The sequence below is a fragment of the Eubacterium aggregans genome (genome assembly GCF_900107815.1).
In the GTDB taxonomy this organism is placed as follows: Bacteria; Bacillota; Clostridia; order Eubacteriales; family Eubacteriaceae; genus Eubacterium_O; species Eubacterium_O aggregans.
On sequence record NZ_FNRK01000002.1, the window covers coordinates 20,173 to 39,454 of the forward strand.

Genomic DNA, 19,282 nt, shown 5'->3' on the forward strand with positions numbered 1-19,282 from the left:
CAGTGGGACATATTTCAGTATAATGATGTCTTCAGATAACAATCTTTCAAAATTCGATTTTAGCATCTTGATGGATACAGAACGCTATGGAGACAGTGCCGTGGTGGAAAGTCGAATGCAGGATATTTATCGACAATGTGGAATAATCTTGCAAAATTCCGCATCAACAGATCCCGAAGATATACAGGATGTGGCAAGTGCTAAGAATTACCTTGGAGCCATGGAGAAAGAGATTGGGCTGAAATGGTTAGTGGAATCCAAGGGAAAAGTAATTGCGAGTGAGCCGGAGCTCACCATTCCTGAAATTAAAAAATATCCCATTTATTTTATCGATAATCAGGGAGCAGTGGATGCCACCAATCAATGGGCACAATATGGTTTGGGGAACCGAACGGGGATTGATGGGAAGATTGCTTTCGGTCTGAGTGACTCGGGCCAAACGACGGTTTCCGAGGCGGAAGCCCAGTACCAAAAAGCGCGAGGGACGATGTCTATCATGTTCCAAGTCGTTTTTTTGTGCTATTTGGGGGGAGGAATTTGCTTTGTCCTGGGATGTTTTAATGCAGGCCATGGAAAAGATCGCCCTGGAATCACCCTTTATCCGGTAGATGCTTATTGGGATGTCAATTTAATGATTACCCTTACCCTATGGGGCATGCTGTTTTCTGGGGCGCTGGCCACTTTTTATTTACCAGTCTATATTTCCTTGATCTGTGTACTGGGTTCTATCCTGGTGCTTTATGCTTTTGCCATGAGCTGGGTCCGTTTGGCCAAGGCCCATTCAGTTATTTCCCATTTACTCATTTTATATATTCTGGGAATACTGTGGCGAGGCGTCCTTCAGATTGGCCATGCGATTAAAGAATATTATTTTGAAGTGGTTAAGGATAGCTCCCTAGTAGGCCTTTATTTTGCCATGGTGTTTGGCGTTATCCTTTTAACGCTTTTTACTGAGTGGGCACCTGTTTTGGGTATCCCCCTTAGCCTGGTCGTTATCTATGTTTTAAGTAAAAAAGTACGGGTACTCTCTGATATACGCCAGGGGGTGAAGCAGATGAATGACGGGGATAAAACCTTTATCATCAAAGTAGAAGGCCAGGGAGCCGTGGAGGATTTTGGTCGGCAAATCAATACCCTGCGGGAGAATTTGTTAAAGGAAATCGATGCAGCGGTGGAAAAGGAACTTAAAAGTGAGCGGCTCAAAACAGAACTGATTACCAATGTCTCCCATGATATCCGGACACCCCTTACCTCCATCATTGCCTATGTGGATATCTTAAAGAGTCCTAATATCCCAGAGGAAGACCGTCAAAAGTACATTTGTATCTTGGATGAAAAAGCCAATCGATTAAAAAATCTGACGGATGATTTGTTCGAGGCGGCGAAGGCCTCCACGGGAAATATTGATATTCAGCTGGATGCCGTGAATCCCGAAGCTTTAATGGATCAGGCTTTGGGGGAATTTGAGGAAAAGCTCAAGGCTGCAGAGCTTCAGATAATTATGACCCGTCCCGAGGAAAAAATACTGGTCCAGGCTGATGGTCGTCAGTTCTGGCGGGTGATTGAGAATCTGCTGACCAACGTGGTTAAATATGCCTTAAAGGGCTCCCGCGTGTATATTGATATTCGCCGGGAGAACAATGAGGGGGTTTTAGAGGTTAAGAATATCAGTGCCCAGGCCCTGGGCATTCCAGCAGAGGAGCTGATGGAGCGTTTTAAACGGGGGGATGGAGCCCGGCATACCGAGGGCAGCGGCTTAGGCCTGGCCATCACCCGGGATTTAACAGAGCTCCAGGGTGGCCATTTTGAAATTGCCATTGATGGCGATTTATTTAAGGCCTTGGTCTGGATGCCCGTGGTGGATCAGAAGGAATAAAAAAAGAGGGGATGTCCTCTCTTTTTTAAATGGCTTCCTGGTGCTTAGCGCTGTGGATGGCCCTTTTTAGAAACTCAAGGATGATGCCGAAGGTTTGGACGCGGTTGTCTTCGTTGAGGATTTCGTGGCGTTTTCCGGGGATCAGCCGGAGGGTGACATCAGTCATGCCGGCCACCTTCATGCGGTGGTAAATGAGCTTGACTTCCTTGCCCATATTGCCCACAGGGTCTTCCGCCCCGGCGATTAAGAGAATGGGGAGGCTTTCTGGCATCTCCGCCATATTGCTGGCATTATTGGCAAAATCTAAGCCACTAAAGAGATCCCGGTAAAACGCAGCGGTACAAAAGAAACCGCAAAGGGGATCTGCAAGATAGGCATCCACATTCGCCTCACTAACCGAAAGCCAGTCGTAGGCGGTGCGGTTGGGGGCGAATTTTTTATTATAGCCTCCAAAGGAAAGCTCGGCCAAGGCCGTGGAGGGATGGGTGGGGCCGTATTTGTGGATTTCCGTATCGGCAATGGCTTTGCCAAAGGCACGGACGGCGGCATTAGTACCCATGGTTGTCCCACAGATAACAGCTCCGTCGTACAGCGTTCCAAATTCAATGAGGCAGGTGCGTACCACCACAGAACCCATGCTGTGCCCAAAGATTAGAACAGGCAAATCCGGATGCTCCGCCTTGGCCAGGCCAGTCAGTTCTTGGACATCATCCACGACCCGTTGCCAGCCGTCGGCATCGTCAAAATGACCCATAGCAGCACCTGAAAGGCCTGTGGCGCCGTGCCCTCGTTGATCGATGGCATAGACGATAATATCACCCCGGTAAAGGTAATCGGCAAATTCACGATACCGTTCTGCATATTCGGCCATTCCATGGACCAGAATCAGCATGGCCCGGGTGGACGGGTTGCGGGGGGTGGTGTAATAAAAGACGGATTTTCCGTCTGTGGCTTCAAATTGGTGTCGATCGAGTTTGAGCATTGGGTTGACCTCCTGAAATGATAGCCCTATTATAACAGAATTTTATTGGAAAGACACGCCATTATCGCTATAATAGAAAAAAGGAAAGAAACCACGGTCGTGTTTTACCAATTGAAGTGGAGGTTTAGATTATGAAATTAACCGTATTGGGAAATTCCGGAGGATATCCCCGTCCAGGGGGCGCTTGTTCGGGTTATCTTTTAGAGGAAGGGGATGTGAAAATCGTCCTGGATATGGGGGCGGGAACCCTGGCCAATTTGCTGACCCATTGTGATTTAGAAAAAGTAACGGCAATTATTTGTACCCATCTGCACTCCGATCATATTTCAGATTTATTCGTCCTTCGGTACGCTCTGGAAATGAAGGGCATGCGTCTGCCAATCTATCTCCCTCCCAACCCAGAGGAAGTCTTTAACCAGCTTTCGGACTGTGCTGGTTTTGAAGTCACGCCCATAACCGAGGGAATGGCATTGGAAATTGGTGGACTCCGCTTAAGGTTTTCAGAAATGAATCATCCTTATCAGGATTTTGCCGTCAAAGCGACGGATGGGAAATGGGTATTCATGTATACCGGAGATACCTGTCTGTGTGACGCTTTTGTAGACTTTGTTCAAGGGGTTCATGTATTGTTGTGCGATTGTACCTTCCTGGGTGATGGACATTCTGATAAGCATCTTTCTTTGGGAGAGGCTATCGAGGTGGCCAATGGAGCCGGCGTGCGCCATCTCATTATGACCCATTTCGACCCCACAAAGCGTCTCCAGGATTATTATCGGGAGGCCAATGACCGTTTTGTTGGCCGGGCATCCAAAGCAGAAATTTCAGCGAAGTTTAATTTGTAACATGACCATGGGGGCGTTTCAATGAATCGGCCGTTACTGATGGGCCTGGTGGCCATCATCGCTGGGATTTTGTTGAGCTTTTGGCAGATGCCCCTCTGGATGGTGCTGGTGGCAGCGGCTATGATCGCGGCCCTTCCCCTGGTTTGGGAGGTCATCCCCAGGGGCTTTATTGTGTTTAGTCTGGTTTGCTATGGCGTCGGATGGGTTTCTGCCGGGCTGGCTTTTATGCCAGAAACAGATTTAGCCGCCTTTCAGGGTAATCAACGGGTAACCGCAGTGGTGGAGGCTCTTTCTGGTCATGATACGGATAAAACAACCTTGCGTTTAAAAACCCAGACCATATCGGACCAGAATATATCGGTTCGCCTCCAGGCAACACTGGCTCATTATGGCAGGCCTATGACAGAGGTGCCAAGGCCTGGGGATATCATCACCCTGGATGGGGAGATCAGTCTTTCGGAAGGCAGCCGAAATCCCGGTGGTTTCGACTACAGCTTGTACCTTAAGGGCCAGGGGATTCAGGGGCTTTTTTATGGGAAGAATGGGTCCTCGCTTACCATCAGCGGACAGGACAAGGCCCTGGGTTATCGGGTGGAACGCTTTCGGGAACAGGTTCTTAGGGTGATTACCCAGGCTTTTCCAGAGGAGCAGGCCGAGGTGATCAAGGGGCTGCTCCTTGGGGATAAATCCATGGCAGCGGATTTAAAGACCCAGTTCTCCAATGCGGGTATCAGCCATATCTTGGCGGTTTCTGGGCTCCATGTGGGTTTTTTATACACCCTGGTTCTCGGTGTGGCAGCACTCTTGGGCTTCAAGGAGCGGGGGCGACTTTTTCTATTGCTACCCTGTCTGATTTTTTATGCTACCCTCACGGGGTTTTCTCCATCGGTCCTCCGGGCGGCCATTATGCTTTTGGTCTTAGTGGGAGGGCAGGTCATTAAAACCCATTATGATGGGCTCAGTGGTCTTTGTCTGGCGGCCATCCTTATCCTGGCGGTAAGCCCTGCCCAACTTTTTGCTGCGGGGTTTCAGATGAGCTTTGGGGCAGTTTGTGCGATTTTGCTTTTTGCAAAACCCCTTAGCCACAGCATCATGAAGGGGACGGGCCTCCAAGGCTATATAGTGAATACCTTGGTGCTGACCCTGTGTGCGACCATTGGAACCCTGCCGGCGACGCTGTATCATTTCCACACTTTAAATCTGGTGGCTCTGGTCAGTAATTTACTCCTCGTTCCCCTGGCGGGCCTTTTGTTTACCATTGGGCTGCCCATGGTGGTGCTCATGCTGGTGCTGCCGGGATTGACCCCCGTTTTTGCCCTTGTGCCAGGGGTTTTAGCCCATTGGATTTTAAAGCTGACGGCCTTTTTCGCAGGGACCATGGATTTGCGGTTTAACGGTGGGCCCATGGGGATTTTGGATATTGTACTGCTGGTGGTGGCGGCCTTTACGGTGGCTGGCTACTTTAATTTTCGGCATCGGCGGGAGCGTTTATGGGTGTGTACGGTTTTACCGGCTTTATTTTTGAGTACCATTGCCTTCAGCCTGCTGCCCGGCCCCCTGCGGATCACCTTTTTAGACGTGGGCCAGGGGGACAGTGCCCTAGTACAAACTCCGGAAGGTGGGGCCTACCTCATCGATGGGGGCGGGTATCCGGTTTATGGGAATCAGGCGGATTATGCTCGCCAGGCCATTTCTGAAAAGGTTCTGCTGCCGGCGCTGTATGCTTATGGCGTCACCGGGTTGGATGGTGTCTTTATTACCCATCATCACGAGGACCATGCCCAGGGTATTGAGGAGCTTTTAGGGGTACTTCCCGTGGAGCACATTTATGTCTCGACTAAATATAATGATGCATCCCTACTGGGTCAGGATAAAATTCCCGTTTCACAGCTAAGCCGCGGGGCGATTTTAACCACCAGGGATGGGGTGGGGATACAGGTGTTGTGGCCCGATGGCACGATTGAAGCCCTGGAGGAAGAGGAACAAAATGATGCGTCCCTGGTGCTGCGCCTGACCTATGGTGCCCGTTCGATCCTTTTAATGGGGGATGCTGGCCTCGGGGTGGAAGCCCAGTTAGGGGCAGTGGACAGTGATATCATCAAGATTGGACACCATGGCAGCGACACCGCCTCGGGCACCGGCTTTTTAGAAGAGGTATCGCCGGCAGCCGCTGTGGTATCCGTGGGGCGGTATAACACCTTTGGCCATCCCACCGAGGCGGTGCTTTCGAATATTGAGACCGTCGGGGCAAAATGCTATCGCACGGATGAGCGGGGAGCGGTAGTGGTGGAAACCAATGGACAGAATTTGGAAATTAAGACGATGCTAGAGAAGGAGTAACACGGGATGCGCTATCAGGATTTGACCAAGGAAATCAATCAGGGGAACTTTCACCCCGTCTATTTGTTTACCGGTCCAGAACAATATATTGCGGCAATGATGGAGAAACGCCTGGTGGAAAAGGCGGTTCCAGAATCCTTGGTCCAACTGAATGTCATGTCTTTTTCAGAAAAGGAGACCGATGTGGGCTCGGTGGTGGCTATTTGCAGACAGCTGCCCATGATGAGTGATCATCGGGTGGTCATCCTAAGGGAAGAAACGGGGATTCTCCAAAATACCGATGCTGCAGAGGAATTACTAAGCTATATTCAGAAGCCAGAGCCATCAACCGTCCTTTTAATTTACAACAGCAAACCCGATAAGCGGAAAAAGGTGTATAAGCAGCTTGTTAAACATGCAGCAGTGGTGGAGTATAATAAACTGACCCAGATGGAGCTGGAAAAGTGGATCGCCAGACGCTTAAAGCTGGGGGGGAAGCGAACCACCCGGGGGGTGGTGGATCGATTTATTGGGGATACCCTTTATCTGCAAAATGAAGATCAGAATATGGAGCGGGTGGATAATGAGCTGGGGAAGCTCATGGATTATGTGGGAGATGCTGAGGCCATCACCCTGAATGATTTAGAGGCCACCCTGCCAAAATCGATTGATGAAAATATTTTTCGAATGGTGGATTTCGCCATGGGGGGGGATATGGGTGAGGCCTTGATGATGCTGGAAAATTTTTATCTCAGTGGAGAATCGCCCTTTGGGGTATTTGGTTTGCTCTTAAGTCAGTTGCGAACCATGCTCCAGGTCCGTATTCTAACCGATAGTCGGAGTACCCAGGCGACCATCGCCAAGCAGGTGGGCCGCCCACCCTTTGTGGTTAAGAAGATGCAAGGAACGGCACGGCGTTTCCCCCAGGAAAGATTGATGGGAATTATGGCGGCTGCCGCACAGCTGGATGTACAAATGAAAACAGGGGTGGTGGAGCCGGAGCTGGGGGTGGAACTATTCGTTCTTCGCCTGGGAGAATAAAAGCAGCTTAAATCCATGAAAAAGGTTTGCATTTGTGGTATACTATAGTTGTATAAAATGTCAGGAGGCGAAAGGTTATGGCAAAAGTAATTACCATCGGCAGACAATTCGGCAGTAATGGTCGGGCCATCGCAAAAAATCTGGCTGATCATCTCGGCATCGCTTTTTACGATAAACAGCTCATTGGGCTGGCTGCGGAAAAAAGTGAGCTTCCAGTGGAATCCCTGGTGGAGGTTGATGAGAAAAAGACGAATCCACTGCTCTATGCATCCGTGGATTATAAAATTGGTGCGGGCTATTCCACCACGGCTCCCATTAATGATGTGCTGTTCCAGGCACAGTCTGAGGTTATTCGGGGACTGGCCCAAAAAGAGGATTGCGTTATTGTAGGGCGATGTGCCGATTTTGTGCTGCGAAGCCATCCAGAGGCACGGCATGTTTATATCTATGCCCCCCTGGACAAACGCATTCAGACCGTGTGTGAACGGGATGGCGTTGGCAGTAAGGAAGCCCAGAGCATCATTAAAAAGATCGATAAGCAGCGTCGGCTTTACTATTCCTATTATACCGATTTAAAATGGGGATCTTTTGAAAACTATCATTTGGCACTGGATAGCGGGCGCATGAGTATGGACAACGCTGTGGAACTTTTAAGTCTCCTATATGGTCAAATTTAGGTGAATTTTCAGCCCTGGGGATGCATTCAACGCCGGGGCTGAAATAAAAAGTGAAAAATCTGTAAAAAATTTGAAAAAGTACTTGCGCAGCCTGTAAAGAAAAGTTATAATAGTCTACGTTGTCTGGGTGTGGCGCAGTTTGGTAGCGCGCGTGAATGGGGTTCACGAGGCCGGAGGTTCGATTCCTCTCACTCAGACCATTTTTTTATTCTTTTTTAAATTTTACGAATAAAACAACAATTCAGGTGAATAATATGAGTCAAACAAAACGGGAAATGAAAAGACGAGTCAAACGCCGCAGACAGGTGATCGTTGGCGTCGTTTTTTTTTAATTATCGTCACAGTCTTCGCCTATAACTACCGGGGAAATAAACAGGCCCTGGTTGAAAAGACGGAATACAGGGATACCTATCACACCGACCTTTATCTTTTCAAGAATATGGATTATATCCAGCTTGATGATTTTAAGGCCTCGGACCTGACGGTGGAGGAGGGAAGTAAGGTTAATGGCTACACCAGCCTGACCACTACCCCCAAGGTTGTGAATCAATCCTATTTAAAGGAGCAGATTAGCACCATCGACCAGATTGTGGCGGATAAATATTACGATACATGGAATGTCATTGTGGATGAAATTGGGAAGAATTTCGTTGGAATGGCAAAAATTAATAGTCAGTTCAGTGGGGATGCCAGGGATCGAAAAAGCTTCTTACTCAGTGCCACCCGGTATATGGGGATGTCCGCAGCTGAGCTGGATGCCCAGAAAAAACAGCTGGAGTCTTTAAATGACGGTCAGTCCAGACAGATTACCCTCAGTGGTCTTTCCATGGATTCCACGGGCTACGTTTATGCGGCGGTGAATTCTATGGAGATGGTTATTTCTGAAAGCGTCCTGCCCTATGTGGATGAGGAAATTCTTGGCATTGCCAGTAAGGTAGATCAGCAGGATACCACTGCCTTAAAGGTGATTAATGGGGACCATATTTATGGTGCCTTTGTCGTTCCTAAGGATACAGAAATCCAGGGTGAGAAAAGTATGCTTAAGTTGAAGCAGAAAAATATCGGGACCACTGGGGACGAGAAAAATGCGGCGTATTACAAACTTTTGGTCAAAAGGGTAGACCTTTTGAGGGAGTACCCAGAGATCACCATTGAAAAGGAAGGCAAATCCTACAAGGTATATCTGGTGGACGAGGTTACTTCCGGAGAGAACAAAATCGCCATCGTGATGCTTAAGGATTACGTGAATGTCTTTGCCAACGATAATATTATCACCACGGACATCAATGTCCAGGGATACGAGGCCTACACGGTGCCGAGAAGTGCTATCACCGAGAAAGAAGGAAAAACCTATTTGACCACCATGGAACGAGGCTATTTTGCTGAACCGGTGGAGGTAACCGTTGCCCGGTACGATGGTGGTAAGGCCATAATGCCTGTAGATGACAATGCGGCTTTATCCGTGGGAGTATCGTATAAGGTGTATCCGTAAAGGGAAGAAGGTAAGTGCATGGATACAATGATTGCAAAAAATATAGAAGAAATACGACAGACCATTCCAGAGGGCGTTACCTTGGTAGGGGTCACAAAATACCATGATGTGGCAGAAACCCAGGCGGTGGTCGATGCCGGTGTCCAGGATCTTGGGGAAAACCGGGTTCAGGATTTGCTTGATAAGATCGACCAGATTACTGGAGAGGTACGGTGGCATTTCATCGGACATCTCCAAACCAATAAGGTTAAGTACCTCATTGGGAAGGTTCATCTCATTCACTCCATTCATTCCCTCAAGCTGCTTCACACCGTAGACCGTGAAAGTGCCAAGCAGGGTGTGGTTACCGATATCCTCCTCCAGTTCAATTTGGCGGAGGAAGCCACCAAGTCTGGCTTTAAAGCCGGAGAATTCGAGGCGGCCTGCCGGGAGGCAGAAGCCTGTAGGAATGTCCGGGTCCGGGGTCTCATGGCCATGGGGCCCATGACTGAAAATACTGAGGAAATCCGAAAAATTTTCAAGCAATTAAAAAGAATGTATGATACAATGTTAGATGAATACCATGGTGGTGAGAATGACATCGATAGCCTGTCCATGGGGATGACCGATGACTATCCTATTGCGATTGAAGAAGGTTCGTCCATCGTAAGAATCGGAAGGAAAATATTTAAACGTTAGGAGAGAGAGCATGGCAAACGATAAAACATTTAAAGATAAGATTATCAAAGTTTTTGGAATGGACATGGATGAAGACGGCACCTACGAAGAAGATTACTACGAAGAGGATGATGCCGTTGGCGTGGAAGAAACCCACGAAGCCGCAGCAGGAACCCCTCGCCGCGCGCCAGCCCGAAGTGCTGTTGGCGGATTGGCCGGAGGTCCGGAAGTTCTGGTTTTAGACCCGGAATTTTTTGATGATGCCCCAGGTATTGTTAATAAAATAAAAGAAAATAAGACGGTTGTCGTCAATCTTAAAAATACAGAATATGAGGATGGACGTAAAATCTTCGATTTCCTCAACGGTGCCGTTTTTGCACTGGAGGGCTCCATCAATAAAATTGCAGATAATGTCTTTATTCTGGCACCCCATCAGGTTTCTGTTTCCACTGAAATGGAAAAGGAAGACGATGAATTCATTACCCCAATCCTGGATTGGGATGCAGAATAGGATATGATGACCAGTGCAGGAACAATACTGCTTATTGCTGGAAGCTACTTATTCAACATCATCACGGCGCTGATTTGCATCAACTGCCTGCTTAGCTGGTTTAGACCGAATCCGGATAACCCCATTGTGCGGGTGATTTATGGCTTAACCGAGCCCATCATGGCACCACTACGCCGATTTACGACTTTTGGCGGTATGGATTTTTCCGGTTTGGCTGCTATTTTGTTGATTGAGTTTATTATCTACCCGGTGTACTCCTGGGTGGTGACGTTGATTTTTTAAGAAGCGTGGTTTAACCGAATAAAACATTGCCCATCCTTCGGATGGGTTTTTTGCGTCAGTGGAGGGAAATGTGAAGGATAAAAAAGAGGAAATTTTTTTAGCCCGGGTGGCGGATGCCTGTGAGCGCAATTACGAGCCTCGTTTTTTCGATTTTTGTGATGAAGCCATGCAGTCGAAAATTGAGCGGTTGCTCAAGGGGAAGGGGGAACCCTACGCCTTTTGGGGGGGGATGGAAGGTGCAACACGTCAGATGCTCTGTATTTATCCCGAATATTGTAATGGGGAGGATCTGAAATGGCCTTTGATGGCCGCCGCCTTCCAGAAAAATTTTTCCATGGATCATCGCAATGTTCTGGGTGAGCTGATGGCCATGGGAATCACCCGGGAATGTCTGGGGGATATCCATGTGGGGGAGAATGAGGTTCAGATCATCTTTGCCGCACGGATGAAGCCCTTTTTTGAGCAAAACCTCAATAAAATGAAGGGACGCTCCATTACGGTTGAGTACCGGGGCCCAGAGGAAATTCGTTCCTATGCCCTTCAGTTTAAATCCCTGGATTTAGTGGTTTCTTCCCTTCGGGTGGATGGAATTATCGGTAAGATTTGGGGATTCTCCAGACAGGATGCCCTTACCTATATTAAGCAGCGGCGGCTACGGGTAAACTACGAAGAAACCACCAAGAATGATTTTCAAATCAAGGTGGGGGATATCCTTGCCCTGCGGGGAAAGGGAAAAGCCCGAATTGCCGAAATCGGTGGAATGACCAAAAAGGGAAACACCCGTCTGGTTATCGAAAAATATATTTAGAGGAGCGAATCATGGAAGAGTATAGCCTGTGTATGACAGAGGAGTACATTGGGCTGCGTTTGGATGCAGCCTGTACAGCGGCCCTCCCAGAGCGATCCCGGGAATATATTAAAAAAATAATCGGAGAAGGCGGCGTGACGGTGGACGGTGTGGCACGAAAGCCTAGCTATAAAATCAAGGGTGACGAGGTCCTTAGGATAAGGATTCCGGAGCCTGTGGAGTATACTGTGGAAGCAGAAGATATTCCCCTGGATATCGTTTATGAGGATGGGGATGTCCTGGTGGTTAACAAGCCCAAGGGAATGGTGGTCCATCCGGCACCGGGAAATTATACCGGCACTCTGGTTAACGCTCTGATGTACCACACCACCGATTTATCGGGGATTAACGGCGTCAACCGCCCGGGGATTATCCACCGCATCGATAAGGATACCTCAGGACTCCTCATGGTGGCAAAGAATGATTTAGCCCATAAAAGCCTGTCTGTCCAGCTAAAGGACCACAGCATCACAAGACAGTACCGGGCCTTGGTCAAGGGAATCATCAAGGAGGAACGGGGGACGGTGAATATGCCCATCGGCAGGCACCCTGTGGATCGGGTGCGGATGGCTGTGGTGAAAGAAAGGGATAAGGGGAAGAAGGCCGTTACCCATTTTGAGGTGATGGCACGCTATCCGGGTAAAAATTATACCTTAATGACCTTTCGCCTGGAAACAGGACGTACCCATCAGATTCGGGTGCATATGCAGGCCATTGGGCACCCCATCGCCGGGGATGCTCTGTACAAAGGGGATAAGGGGAATCCCTTTAAAACCCAGGGACAATGCCTCCATGCCGAGCTCTTGGGCTTTGTCCATCCCCGCACCGGGGAATACATGGAATTTCGGGCCCCCCTACCGGAGTATTTTGAGAAGATTTTGAAGGGGCTGGTGTAGCCCCTTTAGTTACTCGACAACAGTGAGGCCCAGGATCGCTTCCCGTTTGGGGGTGACATACATGGTGTTCTGGTCGGTGAAGATGACCATGCCGGGTTTGGATTTATTGGGCTTTTTGAGGAATTTGAATTCCAGGTAGTCCACAGGGACATTCTCGGAGTTCCGGGCTTTGCTGTACCAAGCAGCCAGCATGCCAGCTTCCAGGAGGGTGGCTTCGGTAATGAAGCGTCCATCGGCGACGACTAACACATGGGAGCCGGGGATATCTTTGACGTGGAGCCAGCAGTCCTCATCCACACCCAGGCGGGTGGAGATATAATCGTTTTGATAATTATTTTTACCCACATAGATATGGAAGCCCTCAGAAGAAATGTAATGCATGGGTTTTGAGGCTTCCGGCCGCTTGGCGGCTTTTTTTTGGTGGGGGTTTTTCTTGGCAAATTCCGATTGGTCGAATTCGTGGCGGATTTCATCCAGTTCGGCTAGCTCGGTGCATTGCTCCAGGGCATTGAGGAGGCTGTCCAGATAATAGGTTTGCTCCTCGGTAATGGCGATTTGATCTGCCAGCTGGATTTGAGCCCGTTTGGCCTTATTGTATTTTTTATAAAACCGCTGGGCATTTTGGGAAGGGGTTTCATTCACCTTTAGAGGAATGGTAACCTCTCCCATTTCGGGGTCATTGTAATCAGGCACGGTGATACTTTTCATGCCCCGCTCAATCTGATAGATATTAGCCGTCACTAAATCGCCGAAAAGCTTACTTTTTTCATCGCTGTGGGAGCGCTGCATATCCTGCTTGAGGTTTTGCAGCTTTTTGGCACTCTTTTTATAAAGGGTTCCCAGCTGATGCTTTAAATTGGCACTGCGGGCCGTAAAACGGATTTTTTTATCCTTTAGATAATAAAAATCCTCCAGCATGGCGGATACCTTGAGGTAACGGGCCCCGTCGGTGTCCACTAAATGATGGAGATCCACCGTGGAAAAATCGACGATATCCCGATGGAAGGTGTACAGGGTGGGGATGGGGCCGGTTTGGATCTCTCCCCGGATATCGGAAAAGGACTGCCACAGAAATTTTATCTGCTTAGAGCTTAAATCCGAGAAAGAAGCGCTATCCGGCACACCGGCCCGAAAGCAGATTTCCCTGGCCAGAATGGGGCTGACGCCTAAAAACCCCTGGACCAAGAGCTTGCTAAGGGGGACCGCCCCTTCATCCGTCGCCATTTGGGTATAAGCCTCCTCGGTGAGGGTGAAGAAATTCCGCCGGCCGCTTTCCGGAGGGAAGATGTAGGGACGGCCCGGTAGAATCTGGCGATAGCGGTTGGAGGAGGAGCCGACTTTTTTCAGGGAGTCCATAATGGCCGGGGGCGTTTCCAAACCGTCGGCCGGGCCATCGGTAAGGATGATATTGCTGTTGCGTCCCATGATTTCCACTAAGAGGCAGCGCACCACCGTATCGCCAAATTCGTTTTTACAGGCGATGTGAAATTCCATCACCCGATCGCTTTGGTGCTGGCGGATGTCCAGAATCATTCCGTTTAAAATGTATTTACGGAGCACCATACAGAACCCGGGGGGCGTATTGGGGTTGCCCTTTGGCTTTTCTGTGAGGTAGACCCGGGGATTATTGGCGTTGGCTGAGAGCAGAAGGTTATAGTTGTCCCGGCCTTTATTAATGGTGAGGCGGATTTCATCGGCCTCGGGTTGGTAGATTTTTCGGATGCGTCCATCGACAATGTCGTCTCGCAGTTCCTTTATTAAATGGGTAGTTGTAATACCGTCAAATGCCATATTTGGTCCTTTCTAATCAATAATAATTTAATTCTAGCATTTCTTCTTGAAATTTCAACGCATTTTCGATATGATTAAATATAAATTTAAATTGGGAAGTTAGGCTTTAAAATGAAATTTACAAAGATGCAGGGTACGGGCAATGATTTTGTAATGATTGATAATATAGAGGGAACACTTCATCTGACCCCCGATGAAATCGCTGGGCTGTGCGATCGGCATTTTGGTGTCGGTGCAGATGGTCTGATCCTAGTGGAATCCTCGGCCACCCAGGAAGTATTTATGAATTATTACAACAGTGACGGCTCGACAGCCGAAATGTGCGGCAATGGCGTTCGGTGTTTGGCCAAATATGTGGTGGACCAGGGAATTGTGGCTCACAATGGTCCCACTACTGTGGAAACCCGGGCGGGTAAAATTGTGGTTGAAGTAGAGTCTGGCGGCGGGGCTGTTTCCCAGGTCCGAGTGGATATGGGAAAGGTGGATTTTAAAGCTGAACATATACCGGTCATTGCCAAAACCCAGGAGGTTCTCGGGGAGCAAATAAGCTGCGGCGGTGTGTGCTATACTTACGGCTGTGCCTCCATGGGAAATCCCCATATGACTGTATTGGTGGAGGACCTAAGCCAATGTCCCCTGGAGAAGCTGGGGGCATATTTCGAAAACCACGAAATGTTCCCGGAAAAATGTAATATCAGCTTTGCCCAGGTCATCGATGGAGGCCACATTCGAATGGACACCTGGGAGCGCGGGGCTGGCCGGACCCTGGCCTGTGGCACAGGAACTTGCTCAGCCGTGGCGGTACTGGGTCGCTTGGGACTGGTGGACGATGTGGTGGAGGCCACCTTATCCGGAGGCCGGCTTACCATTGCTGTAAAAGATGGCCGGGTGACCATGAGCGGCCCAGCAACGACGGTATTTACAGGCGAAATCGAGATTCGAAAGTTGGGAGAATCACTATGAAAAGTATGACGGGCTTCGGCCGACAGGATTATCGTGATGAATCAGTGGAAATTTCGGTAGAGATCAAAACGGTGAATCACCGTTATCGGGACTTCTTTTTAAAGATTCCCCGGATGCTGGGGGCCAATGAGGCCAATATCCGGGAGACCATGAGTGAAACCATTGCCCGGGGACGTATTGAGGTATTCATTAAGTATAAAGAGTTGGATACCAAAAATAAGCGCATCGTTTTTAACCGGGAGCTGGCCATGGGCTATATTCAGGTGTTAAATTCCATTAAAAATCTGGACTCCATGATCAGTGATGAAATTGACCTGGCCTTAGTTGCCAAATTTCCGGATGTGGTGGAGCTTGAAGAGACACCCGGGGATGACGAAGAAAAATGGCTCGGCCTGAAGCCGGTGCTCCAGGGGGCACTCAGTCAGGTGGATGCCAGCCGGCTCCGGGAGGGGGCGGCCATGAAGACCGACATCCAGGAGCGATGCGTGACCATTAACCAAAAAATTGAAGCCATCCAGGAAAAGGCCCCCCAGATGGTAGCCGCCTATGCCGAAAATCTGCATCAGCGGGTGGCGGACTACACCCAGAGCGTGGAGCCGGATGAACAGCGCCTACTATCCGAAGTGGCCATCATGGCCGATCGGCTGGCCATTGATGAGGAGCTGACAAGGCTTCACACCCATATGGCGCGTCTGTCCGTGATTCTGGAAGAAACCCAGGAGCCCATCGGCCGGAAGCTGGATTTTCTAATCCAGGAGATTAATCGTGAGATTAACACCATCGGTTCGAAGGTGAACGATGTGGGTATTGCCGGCATGGTGGTTGACATTAAAAGTGAGATTGAAAAAATTCGTGAGCAGGTGCAAAATATCGAATAAAGGCTGTAAGTTTAAGTTCAAAAGATAGGAGACAAGTGTTGATGACCCAAAAAGATGAAATGGATTTTTTTGAAAAGGAACGGGGGATTTTAATCGTCATTTCCGGGCCTTCCTGTGCAGGGAAGGGAACGGTATGCCGCATTGTAAGGGATGACCAGCCCGATATCCGTATGTCAATTTCAGAAACCACCCGGGGACCCCGGAATTATGAAAAGGACGGTGTGGATTACTTCTTTGTCGATAAGGCAAGCTTTGAACAAGGTATCCAGGAGGGAAAGTATCTGGAATACGCCCAGGTCTATGGAAATTACTACGGGACCCCCAAAGAATTTGTTGAAAATCTACTCAATTCGGGTTATGATGTTATATTAGAGATTGACATCCAGGGGGCGGCCAAGGTCCGCCAGAACAATAAGGAAGGCATTTATATCTTTATCGCACCGCCATCCATGAAGGAGCTGCGGCGGCGGATTGAGATGCGGGGCACAGAGAGTGAAGAGCAGATGGCCATTCGCCTGCAATGCGCCCATGATGAAATGAGCAATGCCGACGACTACAGCTACATTGTCATCAACCAGGATAAGGATGTGGCGGCAAAACAGGTAGAGGCGATCATTACGGCGGAAAAATGCCGGACGGAGCGTCTGAAGAATAAAGTAGTAGAAATTTTAGGGAGGTAACAGATGGCATATAAAAATAAAGAGAAAAAGGGATTGCGTTACCCTGCGATTAACGATTTGATTGCAAAGGCGGATAATAAATATGAATTGGTGCTGGCAACTGCCAAACGTGCCCGAGAAATCATCGATGGGGATGAACCCCTGGTAAAAATCCAAATCGATAATCCGGTATCCATTGCAACAGCAGAAATCGCCGAGGACCTGGTTAAAATCACCAAGCTTGAGGAAGTCGAAGAGGTTGAAGTGGACTTAGTCTTCCCAGAAGATGATGGAGCCAGTGCACCCACGACGGCAGATTTGGCTGAAGGCCTCTAAAACACGTGGCTGTAGCAGCGGTTTACCTCCGGCAGACCAACAAACGTCTGGATGCCTGTTATGACTATGACATTCCAGAGAATTTGGTTAAAGGGGTGGTTCCAGGCGTTCGGGTCGTCGTCGGATTTGGTAATGGGAATCGGGTTCTGGAAGGCTTTGTCGTCGCTATAAAAGACCACTCTGATTACAGTGGAGCCCTTAAGTCCATCCGTTGGGTCATCGATGAGGTACCGGTGCTTACGACGTCCCAGCTGGCGTTATGCCAGTGGATGCGGGACTACTATTGTTCCCTGTACTATGAAGCCTTGGCCTTCTTTGTCTCACCGGTACCGGTGGAGCATCGGATGTCAGAGGAGCGGGTAGAGGAGGGCTACCAGGCCTACACCGTTACTGAGACGGTGTATCACCTCACCGAGGCTGGACACCAGGGACACACCACTGGCCGCCACATGAACCGGGTGATAGATTTGCTGCGCTTTCGGGACTACACAGCGTCAGAAATGCGGGAGATCCTCGGGGATATAGCGTCCAGCCGGCGGGCCCTGATCCAAAAGGGGTGGGTGATTGCCAGGGAGCGCTGTATCGATTTAGAGGATACAGAGGATAAAAAACCGATGGGCCCCCCAGAGGCGCTGGTCGGCCGGGCAAAGGCCTGCTATTTGAAATACAGTGCAAAGGAAACCCCGGAAAAACCGGTGTTTTTTTGCTTAAGAAACAAAAAATCCCGCTTTGCCCTTTATGCCAAGCTCATTGCGGATTGCCTTAAGACCGGGAAACAGGCCGTGCTCCTCTATCCCGAGGTGGGCCTTTCCCTTGAGAATCAAAAGGATTTTTATCAATTTTTTGGAAACCGTGGTGCGGTATGCCATGGCCGGCTTAAAAAACGGGAGCGTTACTTATTGTACGAAGGGGTACGGACTGGGTCCATCCAGGTGGTTATGGGCTCCCGGGCGGCATTATTTTTACCCTATGGGCAGCTGGGGTTGATTATTATTGATGAAGAGATGGACGGTTCCTACTATGCAGCCTCCATGCCGCGGTTCCACACGCTTCGGGTAGCCCAGGAGTACGCCCGGATTACCGGAGCACAGCTGGTCGCTGGAGATGCACTGCCCTCCGTGCAGGCCTATGCAGCAGCGGCTTCTCATAGCTGGCAGTTCATTGGAGATTTATCCATGACATCAAAACCGCCAGTGGTGGTGGATATGCAGGCAGAAATACGTCAGGGGAATTTAGATTTTATGAGCCGTCCCCTGGAAAAGGCCCTGGTTGAAAATAGTGCCGCCGGTAAAAAAAGCCTGCTGCTGCTGAACCGCCGGGGTTATGCCTCCTATACCTTTTGCCGGGACTGTGGGTATGTTCCCAAATGCGAAAGCTGTGGGGTAACCTTAAAGTACTATCAGGACGGTACCCTGCGCTGTCCCTATTGTGGAAAGACCCAGGTTAAATCCACCAGCTGCCCCCGGTGCGGTTCCCGGAGGTACCGGACCATGGGGCTGGGAGTGGACCAGGCTGAGGCTGTTTTGAGAAAGCGTTATCCCCATTGGCGGATCCTTAAAATTGATGGGGGGACGGTGCCGGATTATGAGGCCTACAAGGCCATGAATGAAACCTTGTCCAAAGGAGAGTGGGACGTGGTCCTCGGGACCCGTCTGTTAATCAAGGGCTTTGCCTTTGGCCCCGTGGATTTAGCCGCGGCCCTGTTGATGGATAACGATATGAATTTTGGGGATTACACTTCAGGGGAAAAGGCTTATCAGCTTTACGCACGGTTTTTCAGCTTATCCCAGGGGATGGCTCTGGGTCAAACCTATGAGCCGGAGAATGAAACCGTGGCGGCCCTGGCCAGTGGGGATCCTCCGGTGTTTTATCGCAGTGAGCTCAGCTACCGCAAGGCCCTGGGATATCCACCTGCGGGACACTTGGCTGTCTTTGGGGTGATGGCACCGGATGCCCGGATGGCCAGGGCGGATGCCCTGACCTTGGGAAAGACCCTTAAGGAATCCCTGGGGGACCAGGGGACCCAAGGGTACACCCTGTTTGAACCAACCCTGGCCGGGCGTCAGCCTGGCAGTGGAGAAATCAGATATAAGCTGTTACTTAAGTTAAAGACTCTGGTGCATTTCCAGAGTATAATGCGGGGAATCATTCAGGATGGCGGCATTGAGCGCTTAGGCTCCCGGATATCCATTGAAATTGATCCCCCAGTGACCATTTAAAATTAAAGGAGGAA

At 49.5% G+C, this 19,282-nt stretch carries 18 protein-coding genes and 1 tRNA gene; 17 read left to right on the forward strand and 2 right to left on the reverse strand.

What is annotated here, in order from left to right:
• The first annotated feature begins 22 nt into the window (after positions 1 to 22).
• Positions 23 to 1,876 carry a sensor histidine kinase gene (locus BLW33_RS01240; RefSeq protein WP_143032573.1) on the forward strand — a complete coding sequence of 618 codons (1,854 nt, stop codon included), beginning with the start codon at positions 23 to 25 and terminating at the stop codon, positions 1,874 to 1,876.
• A 25-nt stretch (positions 1,877 to 1,901) separates the two neighbouring features.
• Here the strand turns inward: BLW33_RS01240 and BLW33_RS01245 are convergent, their stop codons facing one another.
• Positions 1,902 to 2,858, reverse strand: coding sequence for an alpha/beta fold hydrolase (locus BLW33_RS01245; protein ID WP_090304335.1), 957 nt, complete (start codon positions 2,856 to 2,858; stop codon positions 1,902 to 1,904).
• Positions 2,859 to 2,989: 131 nt separating this feature from the next.
• Between BLW33_RS01245 and BLW33_RS01250 the strand changes: the two genes are divergently transcribed.
• The 11 genes from BLW33_RS01250 to BLW33_RS01300 all read left to right on the forward strand — a co-directional run bounded on the left by BLW33_RS01250 (position 2,990) and on the right by BLW33_RS01300 (position 12,422).
• Positions 2,990 to 3,700, forward strand: a complete 711-nt coding sequence (locus BLW33_RS01250) for an MBL fold metallo-hydrolase (protein ID WP_090304336.1) — start codon at positions 2,990 to 2,992, stop codon at positions 3,698 to 3,700.
• Between the two features lie 21 nt (positions 3,701 to 3,721).
• Positions 3,722 to 6,040 (forward strand): DNA internalization-related competence protein ComEC/Rec2, encoded by a 2,319-nt coding sequence (locus BLW33_RS01255; protein ID WP_090304338.1) that lies wholly within the window; start codon positions 3,722 to 3,724, stop codon positions 6,038 to 6,040.
• 6 nt (positions 6,041 to 6,046) lie between these two features.
• The gene (holA, locus tag BLW33_RS01260; protein WP_090304339.1) at positions 6,047 to 7,060 is read left to right on the forward strand and encodes a DNA polymerase III subunit delta; all 1,014 of its coding nucleotides are present in this window, start codon (positions 6,047 to 6,049) and stop codon (positions 7,058 to 7,060) included.
• A gap of 77 nt (positions 7,061 to 7,137) precedes the next feature.
• Positions 7,138 to 7,737, forward strand: a complete 600-nt coding sequence (locus tag BLW33_RS01265) for a cytidylate kinase-like family protein (RefSeq protein WP_090304341.1) — start codon at positions 7,138 to 7,140, stop codon at positions 7,735 to 7,737.
• 123 nt (positions 7,738 to 7,860) lie between these two features.
• Positions 7,861 to 7,937: transfer RNA gene (locus tag BLW33_RS01270), tRNA-Pro, on the forward strand.
• Between the two features lie 239 nt (positions 7,938 to 8,176).
• Positions 8,177 to 9,229 (forward strand): hypothetical protein, encoded by a 1,053-nt coding sequence (locus tag BLW33_RS01275; RefSeq protein WP_242911556.1) that lies wholly within the window; start codon positions 8,177 to 8,179, stop codon positions 9,227 to 9,229.
• Between the two features lie 18 nt (positions 9,230 to 9,247).
• Positions 9,248 to 9,907 carry a YggS family pyridoxal phosphate-dependent enzyme gene (locus tag BLW33_RS01280; protein WP_242911557.1) on the forward strand — a complete coding sequence of 220 codons (660 nt, stop codon included), beginning with the start codon at positions 9,248 to 9,250 and terminating at the stop codon, positions 9,905 to 9,907.
• Between the two features lie 10 nt (positions 9,908 to 9,917).
• The gene (locus BLW33_RS01285; RefSeq protein ID WP_090304344.1) at positions 9,918 to 10,397 is read left to right on the forward strand and encodes a cell division protein SepF; all 480 of its coding nucleotides are present in this window, start codon (positions 9,918 to 9,920) and stop codon (positions 10,395 to 10,397) included.
• A 3-nt stretch (positions 10,398 to 10,400) separates the two neighbouring features.
• Positions 10,401 to 10,679, forward strand: a complete 279-nt coding sequence (locus tag BLW33_RS01290; RefSeq protein WP_090304345.1) for a YggT family protein — start codon at positions 10,401 to 10,403, stop codon at positions 10,677 to 10,679.
• Positions 10,680 to 10,749: 70 nt separating this feature from the next.
• Positions 10,750 to 11,487 carry a YlmH family RNA-binding protein gene (locus BLW33_RS01295; protein ID WP_090304347.1) on the forward strand — a complete coding sequence of 246 codons (738 nt, stop codon included), beginning with the start codon at positions 10,750 to 10,752 and terminating at the stop codon, positions 11,485 to 11,487.
• Positions 11,488 to 11,498: 11 nt separating this feature from the next.
• Positions 11,499 to 12,422 carry an RluA family pseudouridine synthase gene (locus BLW33_RS01300; protein WP_090304349.1) on the forward strand — a complete coding sequence of 308 codons (924 nt, stop codon included), beginning with the start codon at positions 11,499 to 11,501 and terminating at the stop codon, positions 12,420 to 12,422.
• A gap of 9 nt (positions 12,423 to 12,431) precedes the next feature.
• Here BLW33_RS01300 and BLW33_RS01305 read toward each other — a convergent pair whose 3' ends face one another.
• The gene (locus BLW33_RS01305) at positions 12,432 to 14,213 is read right to left on the reverse strand and encodes an Rqc2 family fibronectin-binding protein (protein WP_090304350.1); all 1,782 of its coding nucleotides are present in this window, start codon (positions 14,211 to 14,213) and stop codon (positions 12,432 to 12,434) included.
• 111 nt (positions 14,214 to 14,324) lie between these two features.
• Here BLW33_RS01305 and dapF point away from each other — a divergent pair, with 111 nt between their 5' ends.
• The 5 genes from dapF to priA are packed head-to-tail and all read left to right on the forward strand — an operon-like array spanning position 14,325 to position 19,268.
• A complete protein-coding gene (gene dapF, locus BLW33_RS01310) occupies positions 14,325 to 15,176 on the forward strand; it encodes a diaminopimelate epimerase (protein WP_090304352.1) in 852 nt (283 codons plus the stop codon).
• Positions 15,173 to 16,054, forward strand: a complete 882-nt coding sequence (locus tag BLW33_RS01315; RefSeq protein ID WP_090304353.1) for a YicC/YloC family endoribonuclease — start codon at positions 15,173 to 15,175, stop codon at positions 16,052 to 16,054. Before dapF ends, BLW33_RS01315 begins: the two co-directional genes overlap by 4 nt.
• Before the next feature lie 41 nt (positions 16,055 to 16,095).
• Entirely contained in the window at positions 16,096 to 16,734 is a 639-nt protein-coding gene (gmk, locus tag BLW33_RS01320; protein WP_242911558.1) for a guanylate kinase, read from the forward strand.
• A 3-nt stretch (positions 16,735 to 16,737) separates the two neighbouring features.
• On the forward strand, positions 16,738 to 17,049 hold the full coding sequence (gene rpoZ / locus BLW33_RS01325) for a DNA-directed RNA polymerase subunit omega (RefSeq protein WP_090304355.1): 312 nt from the start codon (positions 16,738 to 16,740) through the stop codon (positions 17,047 to 17,049).
• Between the two features lie 5 nt (positions 17,050 to 17,054).
• The gene (gene priA / locus BLW33_RS01330) at positions 17,055 to 19,268 is read left to right on the forward strand and encodes a replication restart helicase PriA (protein ID WP_090304357.1); all 2,214 of its coding nucleotides are present in this window, start codon (positions 17,055 to 17,057) and stop codon (positions 19,266 to 19,268) included.
• The last annotated feature ends 14 nt before the right edge of the window (positions 19,269 to 19,282 follow it).